At 63.0% G+C, this 26,690-nt stretch carries 20 protein-coding genes; 5 read left to right on the top strand and 15 right to left on the bottom strand.

All coding sequences use genetic code 11. The annotated features are described in order from the left end of the window. Positions 1 to 189 precede the first annotated feature (189 nt). From C9427_RS16415 to C9427_RS16350, 14 genes are all read right to left on the bottom strand, one after another. Positions 190 to 1,728 carry a trimethylamine methyltransferase family protein gene (locus tag C9427_RS16415; RefSeq protein ID WP_107650150.1) on the bottom strand — a complete coding sequence of 513 codons (1,539 nt, stop codon included), beginning with the start codon at positions 1,726 to 1,728 and terminating at the stop codon, positions 190 to 192. A gap of 9 nt (positions 1,729 to 1,737) precedes the next feature. Next, positions 1,738 to 3,840: an oxidoreductase gene (locus tag C9427_RS16410; RefSeq protein WP_107650149.1), complete on the bottom strand. Its 2,103-nt coding sequence runs from the start codon at positions 3,838 to 3,840 to the stop codon at positions 1,738 to 1,740. Between the two features lie 203 nt (positions 3,841 to 4,043). Further along, complete coding sequence (locus C9427_RS16405; RefSeq protein ID WP_107650148.1) at positions 4,044 to 5,753, bottom strand: trimethylamine N-oxide permease; 1,710 nt, start codon at positions 5,751 to 5,753, stop codon at positions 4,044 to 4,046. 231 nt (positions 5,754 to 5,984) lie between these two features. Further along, the gene (locus C9427_RS16400; RefSeq protein WP_107650147.1) at positions 5,985 to 8,354 is read right to left on the bottom strand and encodes a trimethylamine N-oxide demethylase; all 2,370 of its coding nucleotides are present in this window, start codon (positions 8,352 to 8,354) and stop codon (positions 5,985 to 5,987) included. 305 nt (positions 8,355 to 8,659) lie between these two features. Continuing rightward, positions 8,660 to 9,289: a sarcosine oxidase subunit gamma gene (locus C9427_RS16395; protein ID WP_107650146.1), complete on the bottom strand. Its 630-nt coding sequence runs from the start codon at positions 9,287 to 9,289 to the stop codon at positions 8,660 to 8,662. Beyond that, positions 9,282 to 12,263, bottom strand: a complete 2,982-nt coding sequence (locus C9427_RS16390; protein ID WP_107650145.1) for a sarcosine oxidase subunit alpha — start codon at positions 12,261 to 12,263, stop codon at positions 9,282 to 9,284. Before C9427_RS16390 ends, C9427_RS16395 begins: the two co-directional genes overlap by 8 nt. Continuing rightward, positions 12,263 to 12,538 carry a sarcosine oxidase subunit delta gene (locus C9427_RS16385; protein WP_107650197.1) on the bottom strand — a complete coding sequence of 92 codons (276 nt, stop codon included), beginning with the start codon at positions 12,536 to 12,538 and terminating at the stop codon, positions 12,263 to 12,265. Before C9427_RS16385 ends, C9427_RS16390 begins: the two co-directional genes overlap by 1 nt. Positions 12,539 to 12,554: 16 nt before the next feature. Further along, the gene (locus tag C9427_RS16380; RefSeq protein WP_107650196.1) at positions 12,555 to 13,808 is read right to left on the bottom strand and encodes a sarcosine oxidase subunit beta family protein; all 1,254 of its coding nucleotides are present in this window, start codon (positions 13,806 to 13,808) and stop codon (positions 12,555 to 12,557) included. A 91-nt stretch (positions 13,809 to 13,899) separates the two neighbouring features. Then, complete coding sequence (gene glnT / locus C9427_RS16375) at positions 13,900 to 15,207, bottom strand: type III glutamate--ammonia ligase (RefSeq protein ID WP_107650144.1); 1,308 nt, start codon at positions 15,205 to 15,207, stop codon at positions 13,900 to 13,902. 36 nt (positions 15,208 to 15,243) lie between these two features. Then, positions 15,244 to 16,572 carry an FMN-binding glutamate synthase family protein gene (locus tag C9427_RS16370; protein ID WP_107650143.1) on the bottom strand — a complete coding sequence of 443 codons (1,329 nt, stop codon included), beginning with the start codon at positions 16,570 to 16,572 and terminating at the stop codon, positions 15,244 to 15,246. Between the two features lie 6 nt (positions 16,573 to 16,578). After that, positions 16,579 to 17,310, bottom strand: a complete 732-nt coding sequence (locus tag C9427_RS16365) for a GltB/FmdC/FwdC-like GXGXG domain-containing protein (RefSeq protein ID WP_107650142.1) — start codon at positions 17,308 to 17,310, stop codon at positions 16,579 to 16,581. Between the two features lie 4 nt (positions 17,311 to 17,314). Further along, positions 17,315 to 18,211, bottom strand: coding sequence for a class II glutamine amidotransferase (locus tag C9427_RS16360; RefSeq protein ID WP_107650141.1), 897 nt, complete (start codon positions 18,209 to 18,211; stop codon positions 17,315 to 17,317). A 129-nt stretch (positions 18,212 to 18,340) separates the two neighbouring features. After that, positions 18,341 to 18,559: a hypothetical protein gene (locus C9427_RS16355; protein WP_006330135.1), complete on the bottom strand. Its 219-nt coding sequence runs from the start codon at positions 18,557 to 18,559 to the stop codon at positions 18,341 to 18,343. 22 nt (positions 18,560 to 18,581) lie between these two features. Next, the gene (locus C9427_RS16350; RefSeq protein ID WP_107650140.1) at positions 18,582 to 19,982 is read right to left on the bottom strand and encodes an ammonium transporter; all 1,401 of its coding nucleotides are present in this window, start codon (positions 19,980 to 19,982) and stop codon (positions 18,582 to 18,584) included. Positions 19,983 to 20,150: 168 nt separating this feature from the next. Between C9427_RS16350 and C9427_RS16345 the strand changes: the two genes are divergently transcribed. Genes C9427_RS16345 through C9427_RS16330 form a run of 4 tightly spaced genes read left to right on the top strand, consistent with a single transcriptional unit; the run spans position 20,151 to position 23,933 of the window. Continuing rightward, positions 20,151 to 21,284: an aminomethyl transferase family protein gene (locus C9427_RS16345; RefSeq protein ID WP_107650139.1), complete on the top strand. Its 1,134-nt coding sequence runs from the start codon at positions 20,151 to 20,153 to the stop codon at positions 21,282 to 21,284. Positions 21,285 to 21,324: 40 nt separating this feature from the next. Continuing rightward, positions 21,325 to 21,921 carry a dimethylamine monooxygenase subunit DmmA family protein gene (locus tag C9427_RS16340; protein ID WP_107650138.1) on the top strand — a complete coding sequence of 199 codons (597 nt, stop codon included), beginning with the start codon at positions 21,325 to 21,327 and terminating at the stop codon, positions 21,919 to 21,921. Further along, the gene (locus C9427_RS16335) at positions 21,918 to 22,883 is read left to right on the top strand and encodes a PDR/VanB family oxidoreductase (protein WP_107650137.1); all 966 of its coding nucleotides are present in this window, start codon (positions 21,918 to 21,920) and stop codon (positions 22,881 to 22,883) included. Before C9427_RS16340 ends, C9427_RS16335 begins: the two co-directional genes overlap by 4 nt. Before the next feature lie 9 nt (positions 22,884 to 22,892). Next, the gene (locus C9427_RS16330; protein ID WP_107650136.1) at positions 22,893 to 23,933 is read left to right on the top strand and encodes a heme-dependent oxidative N-demethylase family protein; all 1,041 of its coding nucleotides are present in this window, start codon (positions 22,893 to 22,895) and stop codon (positions 23,931 to 23,933) included. A 332-nt stretch (positions 23,934 to 24,265) separates the two neighbouring features. On the opposite strand, the gene C9427_RS16320 is transcribed toward C9427_RS16330, so the two are convergent. Continuing rightward, positions 24,266 to 24,982, bottom strand: a complete 717-nt coding sequence (locus C9427_RS16320) for a helix-turn-helix domain-containing protein (RefSeq protein WP_107650135.1) — start codon at positions 24,980 to 24,982, stop codon at positions 24,266 to 24,268. Between the two features lie 345 nt (positions 24,983 to 25,327). On the opposite strand from C9427_RS16320, the gene C9427_RS16315 reads away from it, so the two are divergent. Beyond that, complete coding sequence (locus C9427_RS16315; protein WP_107650134.1) at positions 25,328 to 26,686, top strand: NAD(P)-binding domain-containing protein; 1,359 nt, start codon at positions 25,328 to 25,330, stop codon at positions 26,684 to 26,686. Positions 26,687 to 26,690 lie beyond the last annotated feature (4 nt).

Below are 26,690 nucleotides of genomic sequence, written 5' to 3'. Positions count from 1 at the left end.
CCTCAAAATCGCCATATGCGATTCCCCTGCCCTCAAAGGGGGGAGATCAGATGTCACTACGGCTTCGCCAATTTTGAACGTTGAAAGAAGAAGCGCCGCCAAAGAATCTGCCAATCTCCCCCCTTGAGGGGGAGATGTCCGGCAGGACAGAGGGGGTGTTCAAGCGCCAAGATTTCGGAATTTCGCGCCTCAATTCAGCGGCGAACCGCCCTCACGCTTGCGGCGCTCCATATAGTCCCGCAATGCCTCGTCGATACCAGGATCGATCGGCGGCTGCTCGTATTCGGTGACCATACGCTTCCAGACGACATTAGCCCTTTCTCGTGCCGTGACCTGACCGCGCTCGACCCAAGTGTCGTAATTGTCCCAGTTCGACACCAGCGGCGAATAGAACGCCCGCTCATAGCGCTGCATCGTATGCGCCGCGCCGAAGAAGTGGCCGGCCGGGCCGACCTCGCGCACCGCTTCCAGCGCCAGCGTGTCGATGTCGACCACCGGCGGGTCGAAATAGGCTGACATCATCTGCAGCATCTCGGCGTCGATCACCAGTTTCTCGAACGACGCCGTCAGCCCGCCGCCAAGCCAGCCTGCCGCGTGCAGCACCAGATTGGCGCCGCCCATCAGGCAGCCCCACAGCGACATCGAGCTTTCATAAGCCGCTTGCGCGTCGACGGAATTGGCAGCCGTGACGTTGCTTGAGCGGAACGGCACGCCGATCAGCCGGCAGAGCTGCCCGGTGATCTGCGCGGCCTGCGTATATTCGGGCGTGCCGAAGGCCGGCGCGCCGGTCTTCATGTCGACATTGGAGGTGAAGCCGCCATACATCACCGGCACGCCGGGCCGCACGATCTGGGTCAGCACAATGCCGGCCAGCGCCTCGGCATGCTGCTGCGACAGCGCGCCGGCGAGCGTCACCGGGCTCATCGCGCCGGCCAGCGTGAACGGCGTGATGACATTGACCTGGCCATGCTCGGCCAGCGCGATCAGCCCTTCGGCCATCGGCTCGTCAAGCTGCAGCGGCGAATTGGTGTTGATGATGCCGGTGAAGACAGGCATCTCCTGGGCAAGGTTCTCGCGCGTCGTGTCGAGCGAAATCGCCACCATTTCCAGCGCGTCGATTGCGCGTCCCCGACCAAGGGTTTGCGGCTGCCAGTTTTTGTCGAGCAGCGTGATCTCGGCATAGTAGAGGTCGAGATGGCGCGTGTTCTGATGCAGGTCGAGCGGCTCGAATGGTCCGCCGCCTTCCTGGTGCAGCACGTTGAACGACTGGATCAGCTTGAGGTAGTCGCACATCTCGGCATAGGTGCCGGGGCGGCGGCCGCGATCATTGTCCATGACATAGGCCGGTCCGCCGACCGACGACAGGATGCAGTGGCGTCCGCCGACCTTGACGTTCTTCGCCGGGTTGCGGGCGCGCAACTCGAAAGACGACGGTACAATGGCGATGCGCTCCATGACCATGGCGCGGTCGAAGCGTACCCGCATCTCGCCTTCGTCGACATCGCAGCCGGCCGCGCGATAGAGCTGGCGCGCCTGCGGCTGCAGCACCCGCATGCCGATCTCCTCGAGAATGGTAAGACCCATCTCGTGGATGGTCTGGACCTGGTCGGCCGACAGGATCTCGATCGGCGCGTAAGGCCGTGTCAGCTGCTTCCACGGGCGCTGCTCGATGCCGCCGACCTCGCGCTGCGGGCGGCCGGGTCTGCGACGTGCCGTGATGCGTTCCATGACATCCTCCTATTCGGCTGCCGTGCGCATGTCGAAATCCGCCACCGCATCGACGATCGGCGTGTCGCGGCGGTAGGGCTGCCAGCGGATATCTGCGCCGATCTCGCGAGCGAGCTTGTGGCCACTGTGGACGGCATGGGCGATGGCGCCCGGGGCCAGCGCGTCGCCAATGCGATCGACGCTGCGGATGCCGGCGGCTGCAAGCCCGTCCGCGCGTTCCGTTAGTGTCTCGAAGAGCTCGCCGCGCGGCAATCTCAACCCGACGATCACCACCGAGTGGCAGGCCACGCGGGTCTCCTCGCCGGTGAACAGATGCGCCAGCGTCGCCGTCTCGCCATCGAAGGATTTTAGGAGATGCAGCGTCGTCACCGCCACCTTGCGCCGTGCCAGCGCCCGATGCACCAGCGGCAGTTCGTTGGTCATGATCGTCCATGCGGACGCCTGGCCTGCCGGGGTCGCATAACTGACCGGGACGCCATGTACTGCCAGATGCTCGGTGAGGACGCCGCCCATGTAATAATTGTCGAAATCGAAGACCAGCGTCGGCCCCTCTGGAAGCCGGCCGCCGGCGATGTCGTCCGGAGTGAAAACATCGGGATGGTCGAGCCGCCCTACCGGAATCTCCAGCGAGGAATAGAGCATATTGGTCCAGCGCGCGCCGGTCGCCAGCACCACTCGGTCCGGTGAAAGCTCGATGATCTCGTCCGCGCCCAGGGTACTCTCGGCATGGAGCGAGACGTTGCTCATCTCGTTGAGACGCCCGAGGCGGTAATCGACGACGCGGTTCCAGGCCGAGAGGCCGGGGAGTGTCTTCTCGAAGGTCAGCCGCCCGCCAAAGGTCCGGCTGCTGTCGGCAAGCGTCACCTCATGGCCGCGACGGCCGAGCGTCAGCGCGCATTCGAGCCCGGCCGGTCCGCCGCCGACAATGAGAATTCGCTCGGGCCTGTCGGCACGCTCGACGCGTTCGGGATGCCAGCCGCGCCGCCATTCCTCGCCGGCGGTCGGGTTCTGGGTGCAACGCACCGGCACGCCGTCGTGCCAGCTTGAAATGCAGATGTTGCAGCCGATGCATTCGCGGATCTCGGCCTCGCGGCCCTCGCGGATCTTGTTTGGCAGGAAGGGATCGGCGATCGAAGGCCGCGCGCCGCCGATGAAGTCCAGTACGCCGCGCCGGATCTGCGAGACCATGGTGTCGGGCGAGGTGAAGCGCCCGACGCCGACCACCGGCTTTTTCGTCAGCGATTTGACGAAATCGATCACCGGCTCGTGGCTGCCTTCGCCGGTGAAGCGCGACGCCGAACAGTCGGTCGGACTGGAATCCATCTTGACGTCGAACAGGTCCGGCACGTCGGCCAGCAGCTCGACAAGCTCGTGCGCCTCCGAGGGCTGGTTGCGGCCGGGCCTGCCGCGCAGTTCCTCGAGGCTTACCCGCAAGGCTACGCCGCAATCCTTGCCGACGGCATCCTTGGTGACTTCGATCATCTCGCGCACGAAGCGCACCCGGTTCTCGATCGGGCCGCCATAACAGTCGGAGCGATGGTTATATTCGGGCAGCAGGAACTCATAGCCGAGATAGCCCATGCCGGCATAGACATAGACGATGTCGAAGCCGGCCGTGCGCGCCTTGCGCGCCGCGTCCGCCTGGCATCGCAGCACGTTGCGTATATCGGCATTGTCCATCGTCTTCGGGCGCAGATTGCCCATGAAGCCGACATGGGTGGCCATCCACGGAATCCCGGACGGTGACAGCGGCGGCAGGCGGCTTGTCCTGTTCATGACCGATGCGCCGCCATGCCAAAGCTCCACGCCGGCCAGCGAGCCATGACGGTGCACCGCTTCCGTCATCAGCGCATGCGCGCGGATATCGTTGCTGTCCCACAGGGTCGCGAAAGGCAGCGGTGCATCGTCGGAGCTGGGGTCGATCGAGCAGGCCCCGGTGCAGACCACGCCCCATCCACCCTCGGCCTTGGCCTCACGAAAGGCCGCGCGAACCCGCGGCAGCGCGTTGGTCATGCCGCTGGCGTGCGGCACCTGATAGAAGCGGTTCGGTGCCGTGACTGGCCCGATGCGCACCGGTTCGAACAGGATCTCATAGCGGGGATTACACGGCATCTGGGTTTCGCGATAGGCTTGTTGAACAATCGTACAACAAGATTATTCTCGCGCGTCGCGGAACGCAATGACCTACGGAGCTTCGCGGCCCTGGATTCGCTTCCAAACGAGACGAAAAAAGCCCACCCCGATACTATCAGGGTGGGCTTCAGAGGGAGCTGGATCGAGCGCGTCGCTGTGCGCGCGATCCACCCAGTCTGCCGTCAGATGACGAAAAACCAGTTGGCCAGCAGCATCACCACCACGCCGGCGACGAGCGTCAGATAGGGCAGGATACCTGCCTTCTTGACCCTCAGATCCGACGACTTCATGCCGAGGTCGGCCAGCATATGATCGGGAAATTTGCCCTTGTCCTGGATGTAGTGGCGGAAGCAGAACACCGGGATGATCAGGGCGGCGGTGATCAGCCCGGCCCACAGCGCCATCGGGTTCCAGACTTTGGCGCCTGCGCCCATGAAGATCGCATTGACATAGGCGAAGATCGCTCCGACGCCGAGCAGCCAGCTCGGAGCGCGCCATGGCCGCTCGATATGGCCGTTGTCCATCCGATGAATCCAGCCGGCATTGAGGTTGAGGAAGTTGAAGATGATGTAGCCGCAATTCGACACGGCGAGGATGAAGAAGAAGCTCGTCGCATCGGCCGACGCAATGGCCAGCACGATCAGATTGAAGATCAGGTCGGTCCACATCGCCCGTGTCGGCGCGCCATGTTCGTTGACGTGGCTGAGATAGCGCGGCAGCCAGCCGTCGACCGAGCCCTGGTAGAGCGTGCGCGAGGAGCCGGCCATCGCCGTCATGATGCACAGCACCAGCGCCAGGATCATCAGCATTACCAGCAGGCTGTGGATGAGCTGTCCGCCGCCGACCATGCCGGCCAGTGCGTCGGCAACGCCGGAGCCGTCGACGATCGGCGTCGCCAGCATGCCGTTGAGGCCGAGCACGCCCTGGAAGGTAAAGGGAACCAGGATGAACAGCAGCATGCACAGCAGGCCGGAATAGAAGATGGCCTTGAACGTGTCGGTGCCGGGGTTCTTGAATTCCGAGGTGTAGCAGACGGCGGTTTCGAAACCGTAGGTCGACCACGCCGCGATGAACATGCCGCCAAGCACGAGCGTCCAGCCGGCGATGTTCCACGCGCCGGGCTCGGGCGCATAGGCCGCCGCCAGCGGCACCAGCGGCGAAAAGTTCGCCCAGTTGATCTGGCCAGTGAAGATCGGCACCAGGCCGACGATCAGCATCGGAATGATGACCAGCAGGCCGATATATTTTTGCACATTGGCCGTGCCCAGGATGCCGCGATGCTGGATGGAGAAGATGATCAGCATCAGTAGCGCGCCGATGAAGAAGGTGGCGTTGAGGGTGAAGGAGACCGGCCCCAGCGTGTGACCGTAGAGTGTCCAGGTGCGGATCAAGGGCGTCGCGGCGGCGGTCACCGCCGCAATCGCGTCGGCAGCGCTCGTTCCGGCATGCGCCGCGATATAGGCAGCCACTTCCGGCGAGGTGTCGGTGAAGATTGGAAGTGGCGCCAGCGCATTAAGGATATAGGCGGCGGCGATCGAGCAGCCGAGCGACAGCACGGGCGACCATGCGAACCAGTTGCACCATACCGACAGCGGCGCGATGAACTTGGAGTAGCGCAGCCAGGCGGTGGCGCCGTAGATCGAGGCGCCGCCGGACTTGTTCGGGAACAGGCCGGCGATCTCCGCATAGGTGAAGGATTGCAGGAAGCCCATGATCATCGACACCGTCCAGATCAGGAAGGCCAGCGTGCCGGTGGTGCCGGCAATGCCGCCGATCGAAAACAGGACAAGGGCGGGAACGCCGCTTGCCACCCAGAAGGCGCCACGCCAGTCAATGTGCCTGAGCAGCCTGCCTTCGACAGGCTGCTCCAGGGCAGTCGTTATCGTGCTCATGTGTTTGGCTTCCCCATTGGTTATTCCCGTGGCGACGGCCCCGGCTGCACGGAGCTCAATCGTCATTTCAACGACTGCGGGTGTTTCCGCTCAGTCGTATTTTTTTCTTAACAGTAAAGATTGATCCGCCGCGCTTTCACGTCAAGCGTTTTGTGAGCTTGTACACATCACGCTTGCGAACCGGCCGGCGGGCACCGCCGACAGGCCAATTGCACGCCTGGGGTGCTGCCGTCAGGAACGCGGCCTGGTCTTTTGCGGGTCGTAGTGGGCGAAGGCCACGACGCGCGCCGGCAGCCGCTTGGCATGGCCGTCGAGCTTGCCGATCTCCACCTCGGTGCCGATGGCGGCATGGGTAACGTCGAGCCTTGCCAGCGCGATGTTCTTGTTCAGTATCGGCGAGCGCATGCCCGAGGTGACGACGCCGATCTGGGCACGGCCGACATGCACGCAGTCGCCATGGCCGACGGCCGCATTGGCCTCGATGTCGAGGCCGACCAGTTTCGTTTGCGGGTGTTCCTTGCGCCGGATGAGCGCCTCGCGACCGATGAAATCGTCGGTCTTGGTCTTCAGTGGCACGGTGAAGCCGATGCCGGCTTCAAACGGGTCGGTCTGGTCCGAGAATTCGTAGCCGGCGAAGATCAGCCCGGCCTCGATACGCACCATGTCGAGCGCCTGCAGGCCCATCGGCTTCAACCCATGCGGCTGGCCGGCTTCCCATATGGCGTCGAACACCTTTGCAGCATCGCGCGGATGGCACCAGACCTCGTAGCCGAGTTCGCCGGTGTAGCCGGTGCGCGAAACGACGACCGGAACGCCATTGCCGCCGCCGATGCGGGCGACGGCGAAGCGGAACCATTCGAGCTCGTCGATCGACGGCTGCAGCGGCGAGGTCCAGATGACCTCCCGCAGGATGTCGCGGCTCTTCGGGCCTTGCACGGCGACATTGTGCATCTGGTCGGTGGACGAGCGCACCAGCACGTTGAGCCCGAGCTTGGTGGCGGTTTCACGCAGCCATTCGCCGGAAAGATCGTCGCCGCCGACCCAGCGGAAATTGTCCTTGCCGAGCCGAAGCAGCGTGCCGTCGTCGATCATGCCGCCATGCTCGTAGCACATCGCGGAATAGACGACCTGGCCGACGCCGAGCTTCTTGACGTCGCGGGTCAGCGTGTATTGCAGCAGGGCTTCTGAATCCGGCCCGGTCACCTCGAATTTGCGCAGCGGCGACAGGTCCATGATGACAGCGTCCTGCCGGCAGGCCCAGTATTCGGCGATGGCGCCTTCCCTGGCGAAGGAATTGGCCAGCCAGTAGCCCCTGTATTCGACGAAGTTGCGGGTGTGCTTGGCAAAGCTCGAATGAAAGGCTGTCTCGCGGGTCATTTTCGGTTCCGAATCGGGCGTCATGCGTCTGGCGATCGCTCGCGAGAATTTGTGCTGGCCGGAATAGGTGCGCACATGGATGTCGGTCGGGTTCCAGCCATTGGCCGGCGTCGTGTCGTCAGGGCAGGCGGAGGAAACACAGACGATGTCGGTCAGGGCTCTGAGCAGCACATAGTCGCCCGGCCGCGACCACGGCTCGTCGGACACCATCACGCCATGTGCGTCGATCGCCGTGTTGAAGAAGAAGTTGATCGCCATCCAGCCGGCGCGAGGCGTGACGCCCTTGTCGGCCAGCGCGCCGTTGAAATTCTCCGAGCAGTTGGTGTGACCGGGATAGCCGATGTCGTCGTAATATTTGGCGGCGCAGGCGAGCGCGAAAGCGTCGTGCCGGCCGCATGTGTCCTGCACCACCTCGACCAGCGGCTCCATGTCCTGGTCATAGTATTTCGAATGCAGCCCGGGCATCGGATAGCTCGCGCCCATCAGCGTGCGGGTCGTTGTCACATCGAGCGGATGATCACGGCCCTTGTCCAGCTTGCGCGCCGAAAAGCACTGGAAGTCGGTGCACTGGCGCCCGTCGACATCGAGGATCTGCAGATAGTCGCCCGCCTTGACGAAATAGGATTCCGCCGTCGCCGAATGAACGCGCAGGTCGAGCACCGGATCGGCCAACGGATCGCCGAGTTGCGACTTCGCCGCCGGGCGGATCGTGGCGCGCCGCACGATGACGCTGAGCGACGTCGCGGTGTCGTGGCCGTCGACAAGCATCGGGCCGCCCGGCGCGGCGATCAGCATCGCGCCGTCGCGGGCGACGGTAAAACCCTGTTCGGTGCCGGCCGGAGTGGCGCTGCTGAAGACGCGCACCGCCTTGGCCTGATCGAGCTGCACCTGACGGCGCTCGAGCCCGCGGCGCAGGGAAGCGAGGCTGTCATCGCTCTCCGCCAGCAGCGCCTTGATGCCGGCGGCATTGCTGTTCGATTTTTCACCGAAGATGCCGGGATCGGTCGCGCCGGTTTGGTCCCAGGCCAGCAGTTCGCAAGCCTGGCCGCCTTCGACATTGCGCACCGTAATCGTGTCGCCGGCCTCGACCTTGATGAGCACCGCGCCATTGCCCTGGACCGTATAGCGCTCCATGCCGGGTGGCAGCGCGATCTGGCCGGGCCTCAGGATCAGGCTCGGCCGGGGTGGTCCGGCTGCAACGGCGGGGTAGGGCGACTGGCTCATCTCGACTCTGAATCTTGAGAAACAAGTTTGCCTGTACGTGAAATTATTTTAGCAGCAAGAATAGCAGTGCTTGCAGTTTTGGCAAGGCGGAGCGACCAGGTGCGGCTCTCCCTTCTCCCCTTGTGGGAGAAGGTGGCCGAGCGCAGTTCGGTCGGATGAGGGGTGCTGGACGGATCGCAGCGGTCAGTATGTAAGCGCCTGGAATCAGTTGATTCTCTGGCGTCGAGTTTCTTCCAACACCCCTCATCCGTCTTGGCGCTGCGCGCCAATCCACCTTCTCCCGCAAGGGGAGAAGGGAAGGCGAGCTATGCCAATTCCTCGGAGTATCGGATATCGATACCGTATTCGGCGCCAGCGTCGAGCATCGTGTGCCAAAGACTTTCGGCGAAGGTCGCAAAGACCAGAAGGTTGAACACAGCCTGCCCATCCGGCTGATCGCCGCCGCGCCAGAGAGTGGCGCTGGTATGGTCGATCGAGGTCGCGGCGGCTGCGCCAACCGGGAATACCGCCGGGTGCAGATCGAGCGACGACAGCTTGGCGAGCATGCTGCGCGCCTTGGCTCCGGAGATGCTGATCAGGGCGCGTGCGTGCGACTGGTCGGACAGCGAGGCGAGGCCGGAGAACGCTGGCGCCAGAGTGTTCATCGCGTGATTGCCGTCTTTCGACAGCACGAGGAACTGATCGGGACCGGACCAGATCAGTGTCGCGTCCTTCGCTTGGACCGCATTCGGCCCGTCCGGCGCCGCCACTTCGAAACGCGTTTTGGCGGCCCTTGCCAGTTCGGCCCATTTGCCGCGCCGCGCCATGACCTGGATCAGGTCGAAATTGCGGATCTCGGTTAGCGAGACGCCAGCCTCGGTACCGCGTAGGCCGTGGACGCCGGTGGCAAGCGCATGCTCCAGAGGACTGTGGCTAGACCAGGAGAATTCAGCCACGCTGGCGCCCTCCTTCCGGATCGTAGAAGACGGGATTGCAGAGCTCGACATCGTATTCCTCGCCGCGCAGCGGATCATGCGCATGGACTATCTCGCCGATGCGTTCGCGGCCGCGTTCGACCAGCCCGAGCCCGATCCACTGGTCGAGGGTGGGCGAGAAACAGATCGAGGTGACGTAGCCCTGGTCGTTGCCCGGGCCGGGTGTCTCGCCCTTCGGAATGATATGCGCGCCGGAACGCAGGCGGCTTGCCTTGTCCGTCGGCTTGATGCCGACGACGACCTGTCGATCCGCTGCCACCAGCGCCTCGCGTCCGGCCATGACGCGGCCGATGAAATCCTTCTTGGTCGACATCATCTTGCCCAAGCCGAGATCGGCCGCGGTCGTCGTGCCGCTGAGTTCCGGCCCGGCGACATGGCCCTTCTCGATGCGCATGACGCCTAGCGCTTCGGTGCCGTAGGGCGTCACGCCGAATGGTGCGCCGGCCTGTGTCAGATTGCGCACCAGCGCGTCGCCATGGCGGGCCGGCACGGAAATCTCGAACGCCATCTCGCCGGAGAAGGAGATGCGAAACAGCCGCGCTTTGATGCCGCCGCGTAGCGCCACTTCCCGCGCGCCCATGAAGGGAAAGCCTTCATTCGACAGATCCTCGGCAGGATCGACGAGCTCCCGGAGCAAGTCACGCGTCATGGGTCCGGCGATCGAGAACTGAGCCCATTGGTCGGAGACCGATGTCAGCTGCACGTCGAGCTCAGGGAAGAGAACCTGCCGGCAGAATTCGAGATGCTGCATCACCGGCCCCGCCTTGGCCGTGGTTGTGGTCAGGAAATAGTGGTCCTCGGCCAGCCGCGACGTGGTGCCGTCGTCATAGACCATGCCGTCCTCGCGCAGCATCAGCCCGTAGCGCGCCTTGCCGACAGCGAGATTTGAGAAGGTGTTGATATAGACGCGGTCGAGGAAAGCGCCGGCATCGGGGCCGTGCACGTCGATCTTGCCGAGTGTCGAGACATCACAGAAGCCGACGCCGGAACGCACCGCCTTGACCTCGCGAGTGACGGATTCCAGCCAGTCCTTCTCGCCGGCGCGCGGATACCATTGCGCGCGCTTCCACAGACCCGTGTCGACGAAGATCGCCCCCTGTTCGGCCGCCCAATGATGCGACGGCGTCAGCCGCGTTGCATGGAAATTCTTGTCGCGGTGATGACCGGCGAAAGCGCCGATGGCAACCGGCACATAGGGCGGCCGGTAGATCGTCGTGCCGGTCTCGGGAATGGATTTGCCTGACACTGCAGCCATGATGGCTAGGCCGGCGACATTCGAGCCCTTGCCCTGGTCGGTCGCCATGCCGAGCGTCGTGTAACGCTTCAGATGCTCGACCGATTCGAAACCCTCGCGCTGCGCCAACTCGATGTCCGAGGCAGTGACGTCGTGCTGCTGGTCGACAAAGGCTTTGCCTTTGCCGGCGACATGCCAAAGTGGGGTGAGCGAGAACGCCCCATCCTCGGCCACCGGTGCCGAGCCTGCCTTGCCGCTGCGCCCGGCATCCCGCGCCGCTTGCGCGCCTGCAGCAAAGCCTTGGCCCAGGCAGGCGCCGAGGCCGAAGGCGCCATTGGCCGCACCCGCGGCGACCATGCCTGGCGGCGCGCCATCCGGCACGAAGGCGGCGATATCGTCCTGCCATTTCGGTCGGCCGCGATGGTAGGAGGTCAGAGCGACCGCCGGGTTCCAGCCACCGGAGACGGCGAGCCCGTCGGCTTCGACTTCGGCGCGTGCGCCACCCGTCAGGGACACCGAGATCTTCCTGGCACCGTCCTTGCCGCCGTCGACTGCGCTGACCGAACCGTTCAGCACGGGGAAACCGCCTTTCGAGGCGAGCGAGCGATGCGCAGCCGATACATCAGGCCGTGCGTCGACGACCGCCGCGATCTGCAATCCCGCGCCGAGCGCGGTTTCGACCGTGCGCCAGCCATCCTCATTGTTGGTGAACAGCGCGACGCGTTTCGCCGGCGTTGCCGCATAGCGCGCGACATAGGTCCGCATTGCCGACGCCATCATCACGCCGGGCGTGTCGTTGCCGGCAAAGACGATCGGCCGCTCGATTGCGCCGGCCGCGACCACGCAGCGCTTGGCCACGATCCGCCACAGCCGCTGCCGCACCTGATGCTCGGGCGGCGAGGGCAGGTGGTCGTTGACCCGCTCGATCGCGCCATAAGTGCCGCCATCATAGACGCCGAACAATGTCGTTCGGGTCATGAGGCGGACGTCGGGCAGTGCCGCAAGTTCCGCCAGCGTGCGCGAAATCCATTCGGCCGCCGGCATACCATCGATGGTGCCGCCATCGGACAGCAGCCGGCCGCCAAGCGCAAAATCCTCCTCGCACAGGATGACGCGGGCGCCAGAGCGGCCCGCGGCGAGTGCGGCCGCAAGGCCAGCCGGGCCGGAGCCGGCGATCAGCACGTCGCAATGCGCCCAGGCCTTGTCGTAATGATCAGGGTCGGCAACACCAGCGGCGCGCCCGAGGCCGGCGGCGCGGCGGATCGCCGGCTCATAGATCGCTTCCCAGAATTTCGCCGGCCACATGAAGGTCTTGTAGTAGAAGCCGGCGACAAAGATCGGCGCGAACAACTGGTTGACCGACATGAAATCGTGGCGCAGTGACGGCCAGCGGTTCTGGCTGGCGGCCTCAAGTCCTTCATAGAGTTCGGCCGTGGTCGCCTTGGTGTTCGGCTCGCGCCTTGCGCCATTGCGCAACTCGACCAGCGCGTTAGGCTCTTCCGAGCCTGCGGTGAGGATGCCGCGCGGGCGATGATATTTGAACGAGCGGCCGACCAGCTTGACGCCATTGGCGACGAGCGCCGAGGCGAGCGTGTCGCCCTGGAAGCCGGAAAAACTCTTACCGTCGAAACGGAAATTCAGCGACACCGAGCGGTCGATGAGACCGCCATTGGCCAGCCGGTTTGCCTGCACGCCGGCCATCACACGCCAACCTTCGCGGCACCAACGCCCGCAGCCGGCTCGACCGACGAAATCTCGTGCGTCAGCGTGTTGCGGGTGATCTTCAGCCAGCTCCGGCAGCCGCCGCCATGATACCAGTGCTCGCTCATCACGCCGGCGACATTGTCGCGCAGATAGACATAGTCATAGACGGCGTCTTCGCCGGCATCCGCCGCCGGGCGTTGCGGCTTGGCGTCGCCGAGATAGGTGAACTCGCCGAGTTCGCGTTCGCCACAGAAGGGACAGACAATACGCATGATTTCCAGGCCGTCCTCAGTGCAGGTTCGGTTGGGCGCCGACGCCCTTTTCATCAATGATCGCGCCGCGCCGGAACCTGTCCAGGCGGAACCTCGCCGCTTCCTCGTGCGATTCATCGCGCGCCAGAAGATGGGCAAAGACAAAACCGGAGCCCGGCGTCGCCTTGAAGCCGCCATAGCACCAGCCGGCATTGAGATAGAGCCCGTCCACCGGCGTCTTGTCGATGATCGGCGTGCCGTCCATCGACATGTCCATGACGCCGCCCCACTGGCGGAGCAGCCGCACGCGGCCGATCATCGGCATCAGCGCCATGCCACCCTCGCAGACATCCTCCATCACAGGCATGTTGCCGCGCTGGGCGTAGGAATTGTAGCCGTCTATGTCGCCGCCGAAGACCAGCCCGCCCTTGTCGGACTGGCTGACATAGAAATGGCCGGCGCCGAAGGTCATGACATTGGGCAGCAGCGGCTTGATCGCCTCGGAGACAAAGGCCTGCAGCACATGGCTTTCGATCGGCAGGCGCAGTCCCGCCATCGAAGCGACGCGCGAGGAACTGCCGGCGACGGCCATGCCGACCTTGCTGGCGCCGATCCTGCCGCGTGAGGTCTCGACGCCGGTCACTTTGCCGTTGGCATCCCTGACAAAGCCTGACACCTCGCAGTTCTGGATGATGTCGACGCCGAGCGCGCTCGCCGCATGCGCATAGCCCCAGACCACCGCGTCATGCCGCGCCGTGCCGCCGCGCCGCTGCAAGAGCCCGCCTTGCACGGGAAAGCGCGCATTGGCGAAGTTCAGGAACGGCATCATCTTCTTGACCGCGGCGAGGTCGAGCAGTTCGGCGTCGATGCCGTTGATGCGCATTGTATTGCCGCGCCTGGCATAGGCGTCGCGCTGTGCGTCAGAATGGTAGAGGTTGATCACGCCGCGCTGGCTGACCATCGTGTTGTAGTTGAGGTCCTGCTCCATGCGCTCCCACAGCTTCATCGACAATTCGTAGAAGGCGGTATTGCCGGGCAGGCCGTAATTGGAGCGGATGATGGTGGTGTTGCGGCCAGCATTGCCGGAGCCGATCCAGCCTTTTTCCAGCACGGCGACATTCCTGATGCCGTGTTCGCTGGCCAGGAACCATGCGGTGGCCAGGCCATGGCCGCCGCCGCCGATGATCACCACGTCGTAGCGGTCCTTCGGCGTGGCGTCGCGCCAGGTGCGTTGCCAGTTCTTGTGGCCGGAAAGGGCGGCACGGGCGAGCGAGAAGATCGAATATTTCATATGGTCATTCCAAGGCCGCTCGCCCACTCCGGATCATTCTTAACGCATCGGATTCATCCGAAAACCGCTTCACACTTTTCGTTCCGATGCTCTAGATGTCCAGCGTGTGGTCGCGCTCCCACTGCGTGAAGTGCGAAGCATAGGAATTCCATTCCTGGTGCTTCAGCTTTAGATAAGCCGACGAGAATTCCTCACCCAGCGCCGTCTTGAGCGATTTGTCCTTGTCGAACTCGCGCAGCGCGTCGAGCAAGTTGAGCGGCAGCTTGGGCGCGCCCTTCACCGTATGCCCGAACTGGTACATGTCGATATCGTAGCGCTTGCCGGGATCGGCCTTGGAGCGGATGCCATCCAGCCCTGCAGCGATGATGACGGCCTGCAAGAGGTAGGGGTTTGCCGCGCCATCGGGCAGCCTGAGTTCGAAGCGACCGGGGCCGGGCACACGCACCATGTGGGTGCGGTTGTTGCCGGTCCAGGTCACCGTGTTCGGCGCCCAGGTCGCGCCCGAGATCGTGCGCGGCGCATTGATGCGCTTGTAGGAATTGACTGTCGGGTTGGTGATCGCGGCAAGTGCGGAGGCATGCTTCATGATGCCGCCGAGGAAGTTCCTGCCTTTTGCCGACAGGCCAAGCTCCATCGCGTTGTCGGCAAAGACATTGGTCTTGCCGGCCTTGTCCCACACCGAGATATGGGCATGGCAGCCATTGCCGGTCAGGCCCTGGAAGGGTTTGGGCATGAAGGTGGCGCGCAGACCGTGCTTCTCGGCAACCGACTTGACCATGAACTTGAAGAACGAATGCTTGTCGGCGGTGGCCAACGCATCGTCGAAGGCCCAGTTCATCTCGAACTGGCCGTTGGCGTCCTCATGGTCGTTCTGGTAGGCGCCCCAGCCGAGCGCCAGCATGTGGTCGCAGATCTCGGCAATCACGTCATAGCGGCGCATCACCGCCTGCTGGTCGTAGCAAGGTTTTGAGGCCGTATCGTATTCGTCGGAGATTGCTTTGCCGTCAGGCGAGATCAGGAAGAACTCGGCCTCGACGCCGGTCTTGATATGCATGCCGTCGGTCGCGGCTTCGGCGATCAGCCGCCTCAGCGTGTTGCGCGGCGTCTGGTCGACCTCCTTGTCGTCCATGATGCAGTTGGCGGCGACCCAGGCGACCTCGGGTTTCCACGGCAGCTGGATGACCGAATCCGGATCCGGCACCGCCAGCATATCGGGATGCGCAGGCGTCAGGTCCAGCCAGGTGGCAAAGCCGGCAAAGCCGGCGCCGTCCTTTTGCATATCGGCGATGGCTTGCGCCGGCACCAGCTTGGCGCGTTGCCCACCGAACAGGTCCGTGTAGGAAATCATGAAATATTTGACGCCGTTCTTCTTGGCGAAAGCGGCGAGATCGTTCCCCATTATAGTTCCTCGCTTATGTGGTATTGGCAGTCTGTGTCAGAAGCCGTTCTTCCCCGGTATCCAGTTGGTGCCGGCGAGCGGCACGCCGGCCATGGCGGCGGCTTCGATGGTGAGCGCGACGAGATCCTCGGGCTCGAGATTGTGCAGGCTGTTCTTACCGCAGGCACGCGCAATGGTCTGCGCCTCCAGCGTCATCACCTTCAAATAGTTCGCCAAACGCCGCCCGGCGGCGATCGGGTCGACCCGCTGCATCAGTTCGGGGTCCTGCGTGGTGATGCCGGCCGGGTCGCGGCCCTCGTGCCAGTCGTCATAGGCGCCGGCGGTGGTGCCGAGCTCGTTATAGTCGGCCTCCCAGCGCGGATCGTTGTCGCCAAGCGCGACGAGCGCGGCAGTGCCGATCGACACGGCGTCGACGCCCAGCGCCAGCGCCTTGGCGACATCGGCGCCGTTGCGGATGCCGCCGGAGACGATCAACTGCACCTTGCGGTGCATGCCGAGATCCTGCAGCGCCTGCACAGCCGGCCTGATGCAGGCAAGCGTCGGCTGGCCGACATTCTCGATGAACACTTCCTGCGTCGCCGCCGTGCCGCCCTGCATACCGTCGATCACGACGACATCGGCGCCCGATTTCACCGCAAGGGCGGTGTCGTAATAGGGCCGCGCGCCGCCGACCTTGACGTAGATCGGCTTTTCCCAGTCGGTGATTTCGCGCAGTTCCAGGATCTTGATCTCGAGATCGTCGGGACCGGTCCAGTCGGGATGCCGCGAAGCCGAGCGTTGGTCGATACCCTTGGGCAGCGTCCGCATCTCGGCGACGCGGTCGGAGATCTTCTGGCCGAGCAGCATGCCGCCGCCGCCGGGCTTGGCGCCCTGGCCGACCACCACCTCGATCGCATCGGCCCGGCGCAAATCGCGCGGGTTCATGCCATAGCGCGAAGGCAGATATTGGTAGACCAGCACCTTGGAATGACCGCGCTCTTCCTCGGTCATGCCGCCGTCGCCGGTCGTGGTCGAGGTGCCGGCCAGCGTCGCGCCGCGTCCTAGCGCTTCCTTGGCCGGACCAGACAGCGAACCGAAGCTCATGCCGGCGATGGTAATCGGGATCTTCAGCTCGATCGGCTTCTTGGCGTAACGGGAACCCAGCACGACGCTGGTGTCGCAGCGTTCGCGGTAGCCTTCGAGCGGATAGCGCGAGATCGAGGCGCCAAGGACCAGCAGGTCGTCGAAATGCGGCAGCTTGCGCTTGGCGCCGCCGCCGCGGATGTCGTAGATGCCGGTCGCCGCGGCGCGGCGGATCTCGGAAAGCGTGTAGTCGTCGAAGGTCGCGGATTTGCGCGGCGTCGTCGGCGGGTTGCGATAGGTCATTTTGCCTCAATATGCGTCGGCATTGTCGATATTGAAATTGTAGAGCGTGCGCGCCGAGCCGTAGCGCTTGAACTCGGCCGGCTCGACACCGGTCACGCCGGCGCGGTCGAGCAGGCCTTGCAGCAACTCCAGATGCTCGGGCCGCATCTCCTTGGCGATGCAGTCGGCGCCAAGGCTGTCGACCTTGCCGCGCACGAACAGCCGCGCCTCGTAGATGGAATCGCCCAGCGCATCGCCGGCATCGCCCAGCACCACCAGATTGCCCGATTGCGCCATGAAGGCCGACATATGGCCGATATTGCCGTGGACGACGATGTCGATGCCTTTCATCGAGATGCCGCAGCGCGACGAGGCATTGCCTTCGATGACTAGCAATCCGCCTCGGCCGGTGGCGCCGGCATACTGGCTGGCGTCGCCCTTGATGGTGATGGAGCCCGACATCATGTTCTCGCCGACGCCCGGCCCGGCCGAACCGTGGACGGTGATCGCGGCGCCATCGTTCATGCCGCCGCAATAATAGCCGACGCTGCCGCGCACATCGATGGTGACCGGCTGGTCTACGCCGACCGCGACCGAGTGGCTGCCTTTCGGATGGAGCACCTCCCAGGCGGTTTCGTTCGAACCCGGCGTCAGATTGTGAAGCGCCTGGTTGAGCTCGCGCAGCGACATCGCGTCGAGGTCGAAGACACGTGATGCATTATCGTGAGCTGCCGTCTTTGAAAGCTTGGTTGCCGGCATCAGCTCAATGCTCCCAGAAATAGACGGTCGCGGGCTCGGGTTCCCAGACCCTCGCATTGTCTATGCCGGGCAGTTTGGTGAGCGCGCGATATTCCGAGCCGAAGGCGACATATTGGTCGGTCTCGGCCATCACGGCAGGCTTGCAGGCAATCGGATCGCGCACCACGCCGAAGCCGTTCTTGGTGCCGACGACGAAGGTGAAGAAACCGTCGAGATCGCTGAGCGTGCCTTCCAGCGCCTCGCCGAGATTCTTGCCGTGCGCCATCTGCGAGGAGAGATAGGCGGCCGCCACTTCGGTGTCGTTCTCGGTCTCGAATGTCATGCCTTCGCGGATCAGCTCGCGCCGGACATTGTTGTGGTTGGAGAGCGAACCATTATGCACCAGGCACTGGTCGGCGCCGGTCGAGAACGGATGCGCGCCCATCGTTGTGACAGCCGATTCCGTCGCCATTCGGGTATGGCCGATGCCATGCGTGCCGGTCATGTGGCGGACGTCGAAACGCTCGACGACGGCTTCAGGCAGGCCAACTTCCTTGTAGATTTCCACCACGTCGCCGGCGCCCATGATGCGGATATCGGGCCTCAGCGCCTGGATCGCCTCACGCGCCTCGTCGATCTTGTCGGGCCTGGTCCTGACGACCGCATGCGTCGACTTTATCGCCACGCTCACCGGCACGCCGATGGCCTTGGCGAGCTCGGTATCGAGACCGCGGAAATCGCGTTCCGGCTTCGCCGACTGGATGGTGATCTTGGCCTCGTTGCCGGTCGGCGCGCCATAGATGGCGATGCCGGCGCTGTCGGGACCGCGGTCGCTGAGCGAGATCAGCATCTCCGAAAGCATAGCGCCAAGCTTGGGCTCCAGCGCCTTGTCCTTCAAGAAAAGTCCGACGATTCCACACATGTCAGCCTCCGATGGTGAGTGTGATTTCGGTGCTACCAGCTTCACGGGACTTATTCAACTCACATGAAAGTTTTTTTCATAAGAAACAAATCGCCTGGCGCGACAAGGCGCCAGGCGACCGGCACAACCCTAATAGCGGTCGATCGCCTCTCTTGTCTCGTCCCCGCTGCGGTCCGCGGCCATATCGGCCTCGATTTCAGCGTTCTCGTGGCGCGTCTGGAGGACGTGCCAGCCGATCCAGAAAACGAGGCCGATGATGACCATCAGCACTTCTGAACCCTGAAATGGGTAGATTGCGCCGACGTCCTTGAGGTCGACGGCCCAGCTTTCCATGCCATTGGTGGACATTGCGAGTTCTCCTGTCGGTTGGCTATTTGATCATGGCCTTTTCGGCAGATCCCACTTCGCGCACCGATGCCTCGAACGCATGGTTGAGGGCAAAGTCGACGCCCTCGAGTTCGACCTTGGCAGGCACACGCAGCAGGTTCATGCTGTTAAGGATCTTGCAGACAACAAAGGTGGGGATGAAGCCGAGCGCGAACATCAGCACCGCACCCGCGAAATTGCCAAGCGGGTTGATGTGGGCGAAGCCCTCATAGGGTGAGGACGGCTGTCCCCACAGCATGAAACCCGCCACCACGACGCCGAGGAATCCGCCATAGCCGTGCACGGCAACGGCGCCCACCGCATCGTCGATCTTGAAGCGGCGCTCGACGAAGTAGTGCAGCTTGTAGCAGATGCTAGGGACGATCGCGCCGATCAGCATCGCCTGGATCGGGTGATAGAGATCGTTGCCTGCCGAAGCCGAGATGACGCCGCAAAGCCCCATCGAGAACGTCCAGAACGGGTCGCCCTTGGAGACGATATAGCCGGCCATCATCCCGCCCGACAGCGACATCAGGAAGTTGAAGGTGATCGCCGAGAGCGTGGTCGGCGCAAGATAGATGTTGGTCGCCGTCCAGGTGTCGCCGGTGATCTGGCCGGCAATCGTGGCCGGGCTGATCAGTGGAATGTTGCACGCGGCATAGAAGCCCCAGAAGCCGGTGTAAATCAGGAACAGCCCGATCGTGACCAGCCAAACATTGTGAGGCGGGATGTCTCGGGCCGTGCCGTCAGGCCTGAACTTGCCAATACGTGGTCCCAGCACGATAAGGAAGGCGAGCGCCGCGCCGCCCGCGATCGCGTGCACGACGCCCGATGCATAGGCGTCGTGATAACCCCAGAGCTTCACCATCCAGCCTTGCGGATGCCAGCCCCAGGACGCGTCGAGAATCCACAGCACCGAGCCGATCAGCACCGCGACGATCCAGAACGCACCCGAACGCGCGCGCTCTATGATCGAACCGGAGATGATCGAAGCCGTCGTGATGGAAAACAGCAGGAAGGCGCCCCAGAACACGCCGTTGAGGCGATGCCAGAGCGCGGCCTCGGTTGGCGTTACCCCCGTCTCTCCCGGGCTGACGCCGGACAGGTGGGTGGCCATCAGCGGATTCCACGGCTCGGCGAAAGGTGCCGCGGCCAACCCGCCCGGAACCATGCCCGGTCCGTTGGGAAACCCGAAATAGATCCACCAACCGAAAAAATAGAATGTGACCGTGACGAGCGGGATCGCCATCGCGTTCTTCATGAGCGTTTTCAGGTGATTACGCCGGCGTGATACCCCCACCTCGTAGGTGCAGAACCCGACGTGGATGAGGAACATCATGACGATGGTCACCCAATAATAGAATTCCGTGAAAATGGTCGTTAGAGCGTTGAGATTCCCTTCCATTTTATGTCCCCTCTCTTCAGCTGAGTTCCTTGCCTCCTAGTAAAACTTTTTGCATCTTAGTATTGCGCGCTTTTGGAGTTTTGAGTCAATATGGTGCGACCGTTACGAGGCCTCCACTGGCCCGAAACGGCGAAACGTCAGCAAATTGTGTGAGGGAGAAGCAAGTCCATGACGGCATCCTGGAGATTTTCGACCCTGGCGGATCGCCATCGCGCGCTCGGCTCGAAGCTCGAAGACTGGAGCGGCATGGGCACCGCCTGGACCTACGACAAGGACGCCGACGAGGAGTACATCGCCATCCGGACCAAGGCCGGCCTGATGGACGTGTCGGGCCTCAAGAAGGTGCACATCACCGGGCCGCATGCCTCGCACCTGATCGATCTCGCGACGACCCGCGACGTCGAGAAGATCTATCCTGGCAAGTCCGCCTATGCCTGCATGCTGAACGAGGCGGGAAAATTCACCGACGACTGCATCCTCTACCGCACCGGCCCGAATTCCTGGATGGTCGTGCACGGTTCCGGCACCGGCCATGAGGAGCTGCAGCGTGCTTCCGTCGGGCGCGATGTCTCGCTGCGCTTCGACGACAATCTGCACGACCTGTCGCTGCAGGGTCCGACCGCTGTCGACTATCTCTCGAAGCATGTGCCGGGCATTCGCGATCTGCCCTATTTCCATCACATGCAGACGCAGCTGTTCGGCTTTCCCGTGATGATCTCGCGCACCGGCTACACCGGTGAGCGCGGCTACGAGATATTCTGCCGCGGACAGGATGCCGGCACGATCTGGGACAGGATCCTCGACGAGGGCAAGAGCGCCGGCATCATTCCCTGCCGCTTCACCACCCTCGACATGCTGCGCGTCGAAAGTTATTTGCTGTTCTACCCCTACGACAATTCCCAAAAGTATCCGTTCGACAATGAAGGGCCCGGCGATACGCTGTGGGAGCTTGGTCTCGACTTCACCGTCAGCCCCGGCAAGACCGGTTTCCGCGGCGCCGAGGAGCATTACCGCCTGAAGGGGAAGGAGCGCTTCAAGATCTTCGGCGTGCTGCTCGACGGCAAGGAGCCGGCCGATGAAGGCGCGCCGGTTTATCGCGATGGCAAAAAGGTCGGCGTGGTGACCTGCGCCATGTATTCGCCGCTGGTCAAGAAATCGATGGGCATCGCCAGGCTCGATGTCGACTGCGCCGTCAAGGACACCAAGCTCGAGATCCGCAACAAGAGCGGCGCCATCAAGGCCACCGCGCAGCCGCTTCCCTTTGACGATCCCAAGAAGACCAAGCGCACGGCGAAAGGCTGAGGCATGGTCAAAGGCGAGCGGTTCGAGGCATAAACAGAGAATGGCAGCCAAAAGTATCATTAGCCGGCCCGTTTACGGAACCTTGTCTCCGCAGCCCGGCAAGCACCATCTTTTCATCGCGGATGCCGAGGGCGCGCTTGCGATCATCGATATGGCTAAGACGGCCCCGGCCGGTTTCTTCGATGGAGTAGAGATCGTCTTCATTCCCGGCTCCGGCCGCAAACATGTCGCTGCCCTCGAAGCATTGAGACCTGCCCAGTTCCACGAGGCACCGTCCTTCGCCAGCCTGCTGCCGCGATTGAAGCAGACGCTGGCCAACGCGCATATGGGCTTACGCCTCTATCTCGCAGGCACTGAAGGGCTGATCGGCCAGGCCATGCAGGTCGCGCTCGAAGCCGGAATCGATCACACTTCGATCCAGACCGAGCATCGCGGCTCGCTGGCGCGGCGCATGCAATGCGTCCATTGCAAGGGCATCACCGAAAACGTCACGACGCAGCCGGCGACCTGTTCGCATTGTGGCCTGCTTCTTCTGGTACGCGATCATTACTCGCGGCGTCTTGCGGCCTTCCAGGGCGTCTGCATCAACGCCGAGGACCGTAGCGAAATTCCTCCCATGGAGGAGATATTTCGATGAGCACCGGCACCACCAAGCTTGACGTCGTCGTCTCCGATGTCGTCCCGGTCAACGATCTGGTGACGCGCTTCCATTTTCGCCGGCGTGACGGCGAGCTTTTGCCGACCTTTTCCGGCGGCGCCCATGTCGTGGTCGAGATGCGCGATGGCGAGCGGACCAGGCTCAATCCCTATTCGCTGATGGGCTCGCCGCTCAATACCAGCGAATACACGATCTCGGTGCGTCGCGACGATGTCGGCCGCGGCGGCTCGCTGTTCATGCATCGGAGCGTCAAGCCGGGCCTGGAAATGGTGATCAGCTATCCGGTCAATCTGTTCTCGCTCGATTTGCGCGCCAAGAAACACCTCATGCTGGCCGGCGGCATCGGCATCACCCCGTTCATGGCGCAGACCGCGCAGCTGGCGGCCGAAGGCGGCAATTTCGAGCTGCACTACACGTGCCGCACCGCCTCGCTCGGCACCTATGCCGATGTGCTGCGGGAGCGTTACGACCGCCGGATCAGGCTCTATCACGACGACCGCGACGAGCGCATCGATCTCGACCGGCTCTTGTCCTCGCAGCCGCTCGGCACGCATCTCTATGTCTGCGGTCCATCCGGCATGATCGGCTGGGTTCGTGATCGCGCCGCCGCACTTGGCTGGCCGTCGGAAACCGTGCATTTCGAGCATTTCGCGGCACCGCAGCCCGGCGCTCCCTTCGACGTGACGCTGGCCGTCACCGGCAAGACGATCCGCGTCGACGAGCAGCAGAGCCTGCTCGAAGCGATCGAGGCGGCCGGCGTCGATCCGCCCTATCTCTGCCGCGGCGGCGTCTGCGGCCAGTGCGAGACCAACGTCATCTCGCATGACGGCAAATTCATCCACAATGATCATTGGCTGAGCGAGGAAGACCATCGTTCCGGCTGCAAGATCATGCCGTGCGTGTCGCGCTTCGAGGGCCGGTCGCTGGTCTTGGAAAGATAGGAGGCGAGCTTGGGAATCACCTTTCGCAAGGAAACGTTCCGCGACGATTTCAGCTTCAGGAACAGCCCGGAGCACATCAGGCGGTTTCCGTTTCCATTCCACGAAGACAGCTACATGTATGCGGTCAACATCGAGCCGCATGTTCTGGGGCCGAAGGGCAGCGTGCTGGAGAACCTGATCGACGTCGACGAGCACTATGTCGCCGAGATGCAGGACCGCGCTTTGGTGCTGGCCGAGGACCCGCTGCGCTGCCAGTCGCTGCCGCACATGACGCTGGCCGGCTGGGACCTGCTCGAACTCCTGATGGAGCAGCAGGCGCTGGGCTATCCCGAGCATTTCACACTGACCCGCGACGGCGACCGCTGGCGCTGGATCAACCGGCCGCTCGGCATCGACGACACCTTCACCTTTGGCGATACTTCGACGCTGCCCTATGGCCCGATGGAATACATCACGCGTCAGAGCCAAGGAGATTTCTGCATCCTCGACCAGCGCGACGGCAATCTGTGGATGGATGCCGGCATGGTCACCACCCAGGCCGACTGGTCGCTCGATTTCGACATCGGCATGAATTTCTTCGAATGGCACGCGCCGGTGCCGCTGGCGCATGAGAAGGGCATATTCGTCCGGGCGCTGAAATTCCTCACCAACATCCAGCAGGGCAAGCCGGCGCGACGGCTGAACTGGACCATGACCATCAATCCACGGCTCGACACCAGCCCGGAAAATTATCACAAATGGGGACCGGACCGGACGACCGTGACGGCGGAGAACGTCGGCGACAAGGTGCATCTGCGCGTCGAGCTGCAAAGCTTCTGGCGCTTGCCACGCTCCAACGGCATCGTCTTTCCGATCCGCTGCTATCTGATCAAGATGGACGAGCTGGTAATGCAGCCGAAATGGGCGCGGCGCCTGCACCGCGTCATCCGCGACCTGCCTGAGGAACTCGCCACCTACAAGGGCCTGACCCGCTATCGCCCGACACTGGTCGAATGGCTGTCGAAGCTGGATGACGGCAGCCCGACGAGTCCGGGGTTTGGGCCGGATTGAGTTTAATCTATAGTGTTTGCGCTGCCTCTCACCGGGCATAGTTGCTCGCGCCGGTCATTGTGGGGCGATGGCAGATTTGAACCGGAGTTCTAATGATGCCAGTTGTTCAAGAAGAGCCTTCGCCCTCGCATCCTGAAGAAATCAAATCAGTTTTCGATCTGCGGGTAGGGAAGCACATTACGTTGCAGGGCAGTGCCAGGATAACTCCGGCAGGCGTGATCTGCACCGGGATCGCGGTCGCCGCCATGACGCTCGCACTTGGGTATCTTGCCTCGTCAACCAGCCGTCGCAGGCGCTAGTGCATCTCGCCCAAAGTGGCCCCGATTTCGGCCTCAACCCGCGCTGTTCTGCGGATAGCAGATGATCGAGAGGTAGCGCATCGGCAACTGGGTCAGCTGTTCCGGCCCGTGCGGCGCGTCGGCATCGAAGAACAGGCTGTCGCCGGGCTTCATCGGATAGAGGTTGCTGCCGTGCCGGTAAACCACCTCGCCTTCGAGCATGTACAGGAACTCCATGCCCTCATGCTGGAAGGTCGGGAACACGTCCGAATCCTCGGTCAGCGTGATCAGATAGGGTTCGACGACGACACCGCTGGTGTTGGAGCCGATATGGCCGAGCAGATTATACTGGTGGCCGGCGCGCGTGCCGCGGCGTTCGACATCAAGCCCTTCGCCCGCCTTGACGAAGACAGCGCTGCGCTCCTCCTCGAAGCGGCGGAAGAAGGCGGTGACGGGAACGCCGAGCGCCCGCGACAGCGCCTGAAGCGTCGTCAGCGACGGCGAGGTGATGCCGTTCTCTATCTTCGACAGCATGCCGAGCGAAATGTCGGTGGCGACAGCGAGATCGGCGACGGTGATGCCGAGCTTCTTGCGGAACGCCCGCACCTCGCGGCCGATCGCGACTTCCAGCACCTTTTCACGGGTGTCGCGAATGGCGTGCGGGTTTTGGGTGAGTGGTGTGCGGATGGTTCGCCCATCGGCGGCCTTCGGCAATGGCTTGGCCTTGGCCGCGGCAATGCCAAGCTTGGACTCTGAAGACCTTTTCGCCATGTCGCCGCCCCCGAACCCTGTGGACTTATTTCACTCGAGGTGAACATATTCGTTGCCGATACATGAGCGCAACCGCCGCAACAAGCCCCGCGTGACGGATTGCGCGGTTTTCCCGATGTTCGGTCCGCGACCGCTTTTCCCCGAAAGTTGCGATCGTGCAACGCTGTTTCGACGCAAGACCTGTTGACAGCACGGGAGCGCCAATTACTGTCCCTGTCAGTGAAATTTGTTTCGTAAGAGCAATTCCAGGAAAAGTGTCAAACGGTTTTCCCGGGAAAAGCTCGTAGCGCTTTCCCTTGGGAATTGCGTCAAGACAAAAGTCGAAATCAGAACGGGAGGCCCGCAATGAAAAGTCGTGTTGCCGTCATTGGTGCCGGACCGTCCGGTATGGCCCAGCTCAGGGCCTTCAAGTCAGCGGCCGACAAGGGCGCCGATATTCCCGAGATCGTCTGCTTCGAAAAGCAGTCCGACTGGGGTGGCCTCTGGAATTACACCTGGCGCACCGGTCTCGACGAGCATGGCGATCCGGTCCACGGCTCGATGTACCGCTACCTCTGGTCGAATGGGCCGAAGGAATGCCTCGAATTCGCCGACTACACGTTCGAGGAGCATTTCGGCCGACCGATCGGCTCCTATCCGCCGCGCGCCGTGCTGTGGGACTACATCAAGGGCCGCGTCGAAAAATCCGGCGTGCGCAAATGGGTGCGCTTCAACAGCCCGGTGCGCATGGTCACGTTCTCGGACCAGACGAAGAAATTCACCGTCACCGCGCACGACCGCGCCAACGACGTCACCTACTCCGAGGAATTCGACAATGTCGTCGTCGCCTCCGGGCATTTCTCGGTGCCCAACGTGCCTTATTTCGAGGGCTTTTCGACCTTCAACGGCCGCATCCTGCACAGCCATGATTTCCGTGATGCCATGGAATTCAAGGGCAAGGACATATTGATCATCGGCCGCTCCTATTCGGCCGAGGACATCGGTTCGCAATGCTACAAATACGGCGCCAAATCGATCACCTCCAGCTACCGCTCCAAGCCGATGGGCTTCAAATGGCCGGAGAATTGGAAGGAAGTGCCGCTGCTGCAAAAGGTCGTCGGCAAGACCGCGCATTTCAAGGATGGCACCACCAAGGATGTCGACGCGATTATCCTGTGCACGGGCTACCTCCACGCCTTCCCGTTCCTCACCGACGATTTGAAGCTCAAGACCGCCAACCGCATGTGGCCGGACGGGCTCTACGAAGGCGTCGTCTGGGAAAAGAACCCGCAACTGTCCTATATCGGCATGCAGGACCAGTTCTACACCTTCAACATGTTCGACGCGCAGGCCTGGTTCGCCCGCGACGTCATCATGGGCCGCATCAAGCTGCCGTCGGTCGAGGCGATGGCGGCGCACGGTGCGAAATGGCGGGCGCGCGAGGAGACATTGGAAGACGCCGAGCAGATGATCTGGTTCCAGGGCGACTACACCAAGGAATTGATGGAACAGACCGACTACCCCGGCTTCGACGTCGAGGCCGTCAACCAGACCTTCATGGAATGGGAACACCACAAGGTCGAGAACATCATGACCTTCCGCGACAATGCCTACCGCTCGCTGATGACCGGCACGATGGCGCCGCTGCACCATACGCCCTGGCTACAGGCGATGGATGATTCGATGGAGAGCTATCTCGAAGTGAAGGGCGTGGCGGCGGAGTAGCCGT

The organism is Mesorhizobium helmanticense, assembly GCF_003034915.1.
GTDB classification, from domain to species: Bacteria; Pseudomonadota; Alphaproteobacteria; order Rhizobiales; family Rhizobiaceae; genus Mesorhizobium; species Mesorhizobium helmanticense.
Note: the sequence above shows the minus strand (reverse complement) of the source record. Positions and strands in the feature narration are given on the sequence as shown.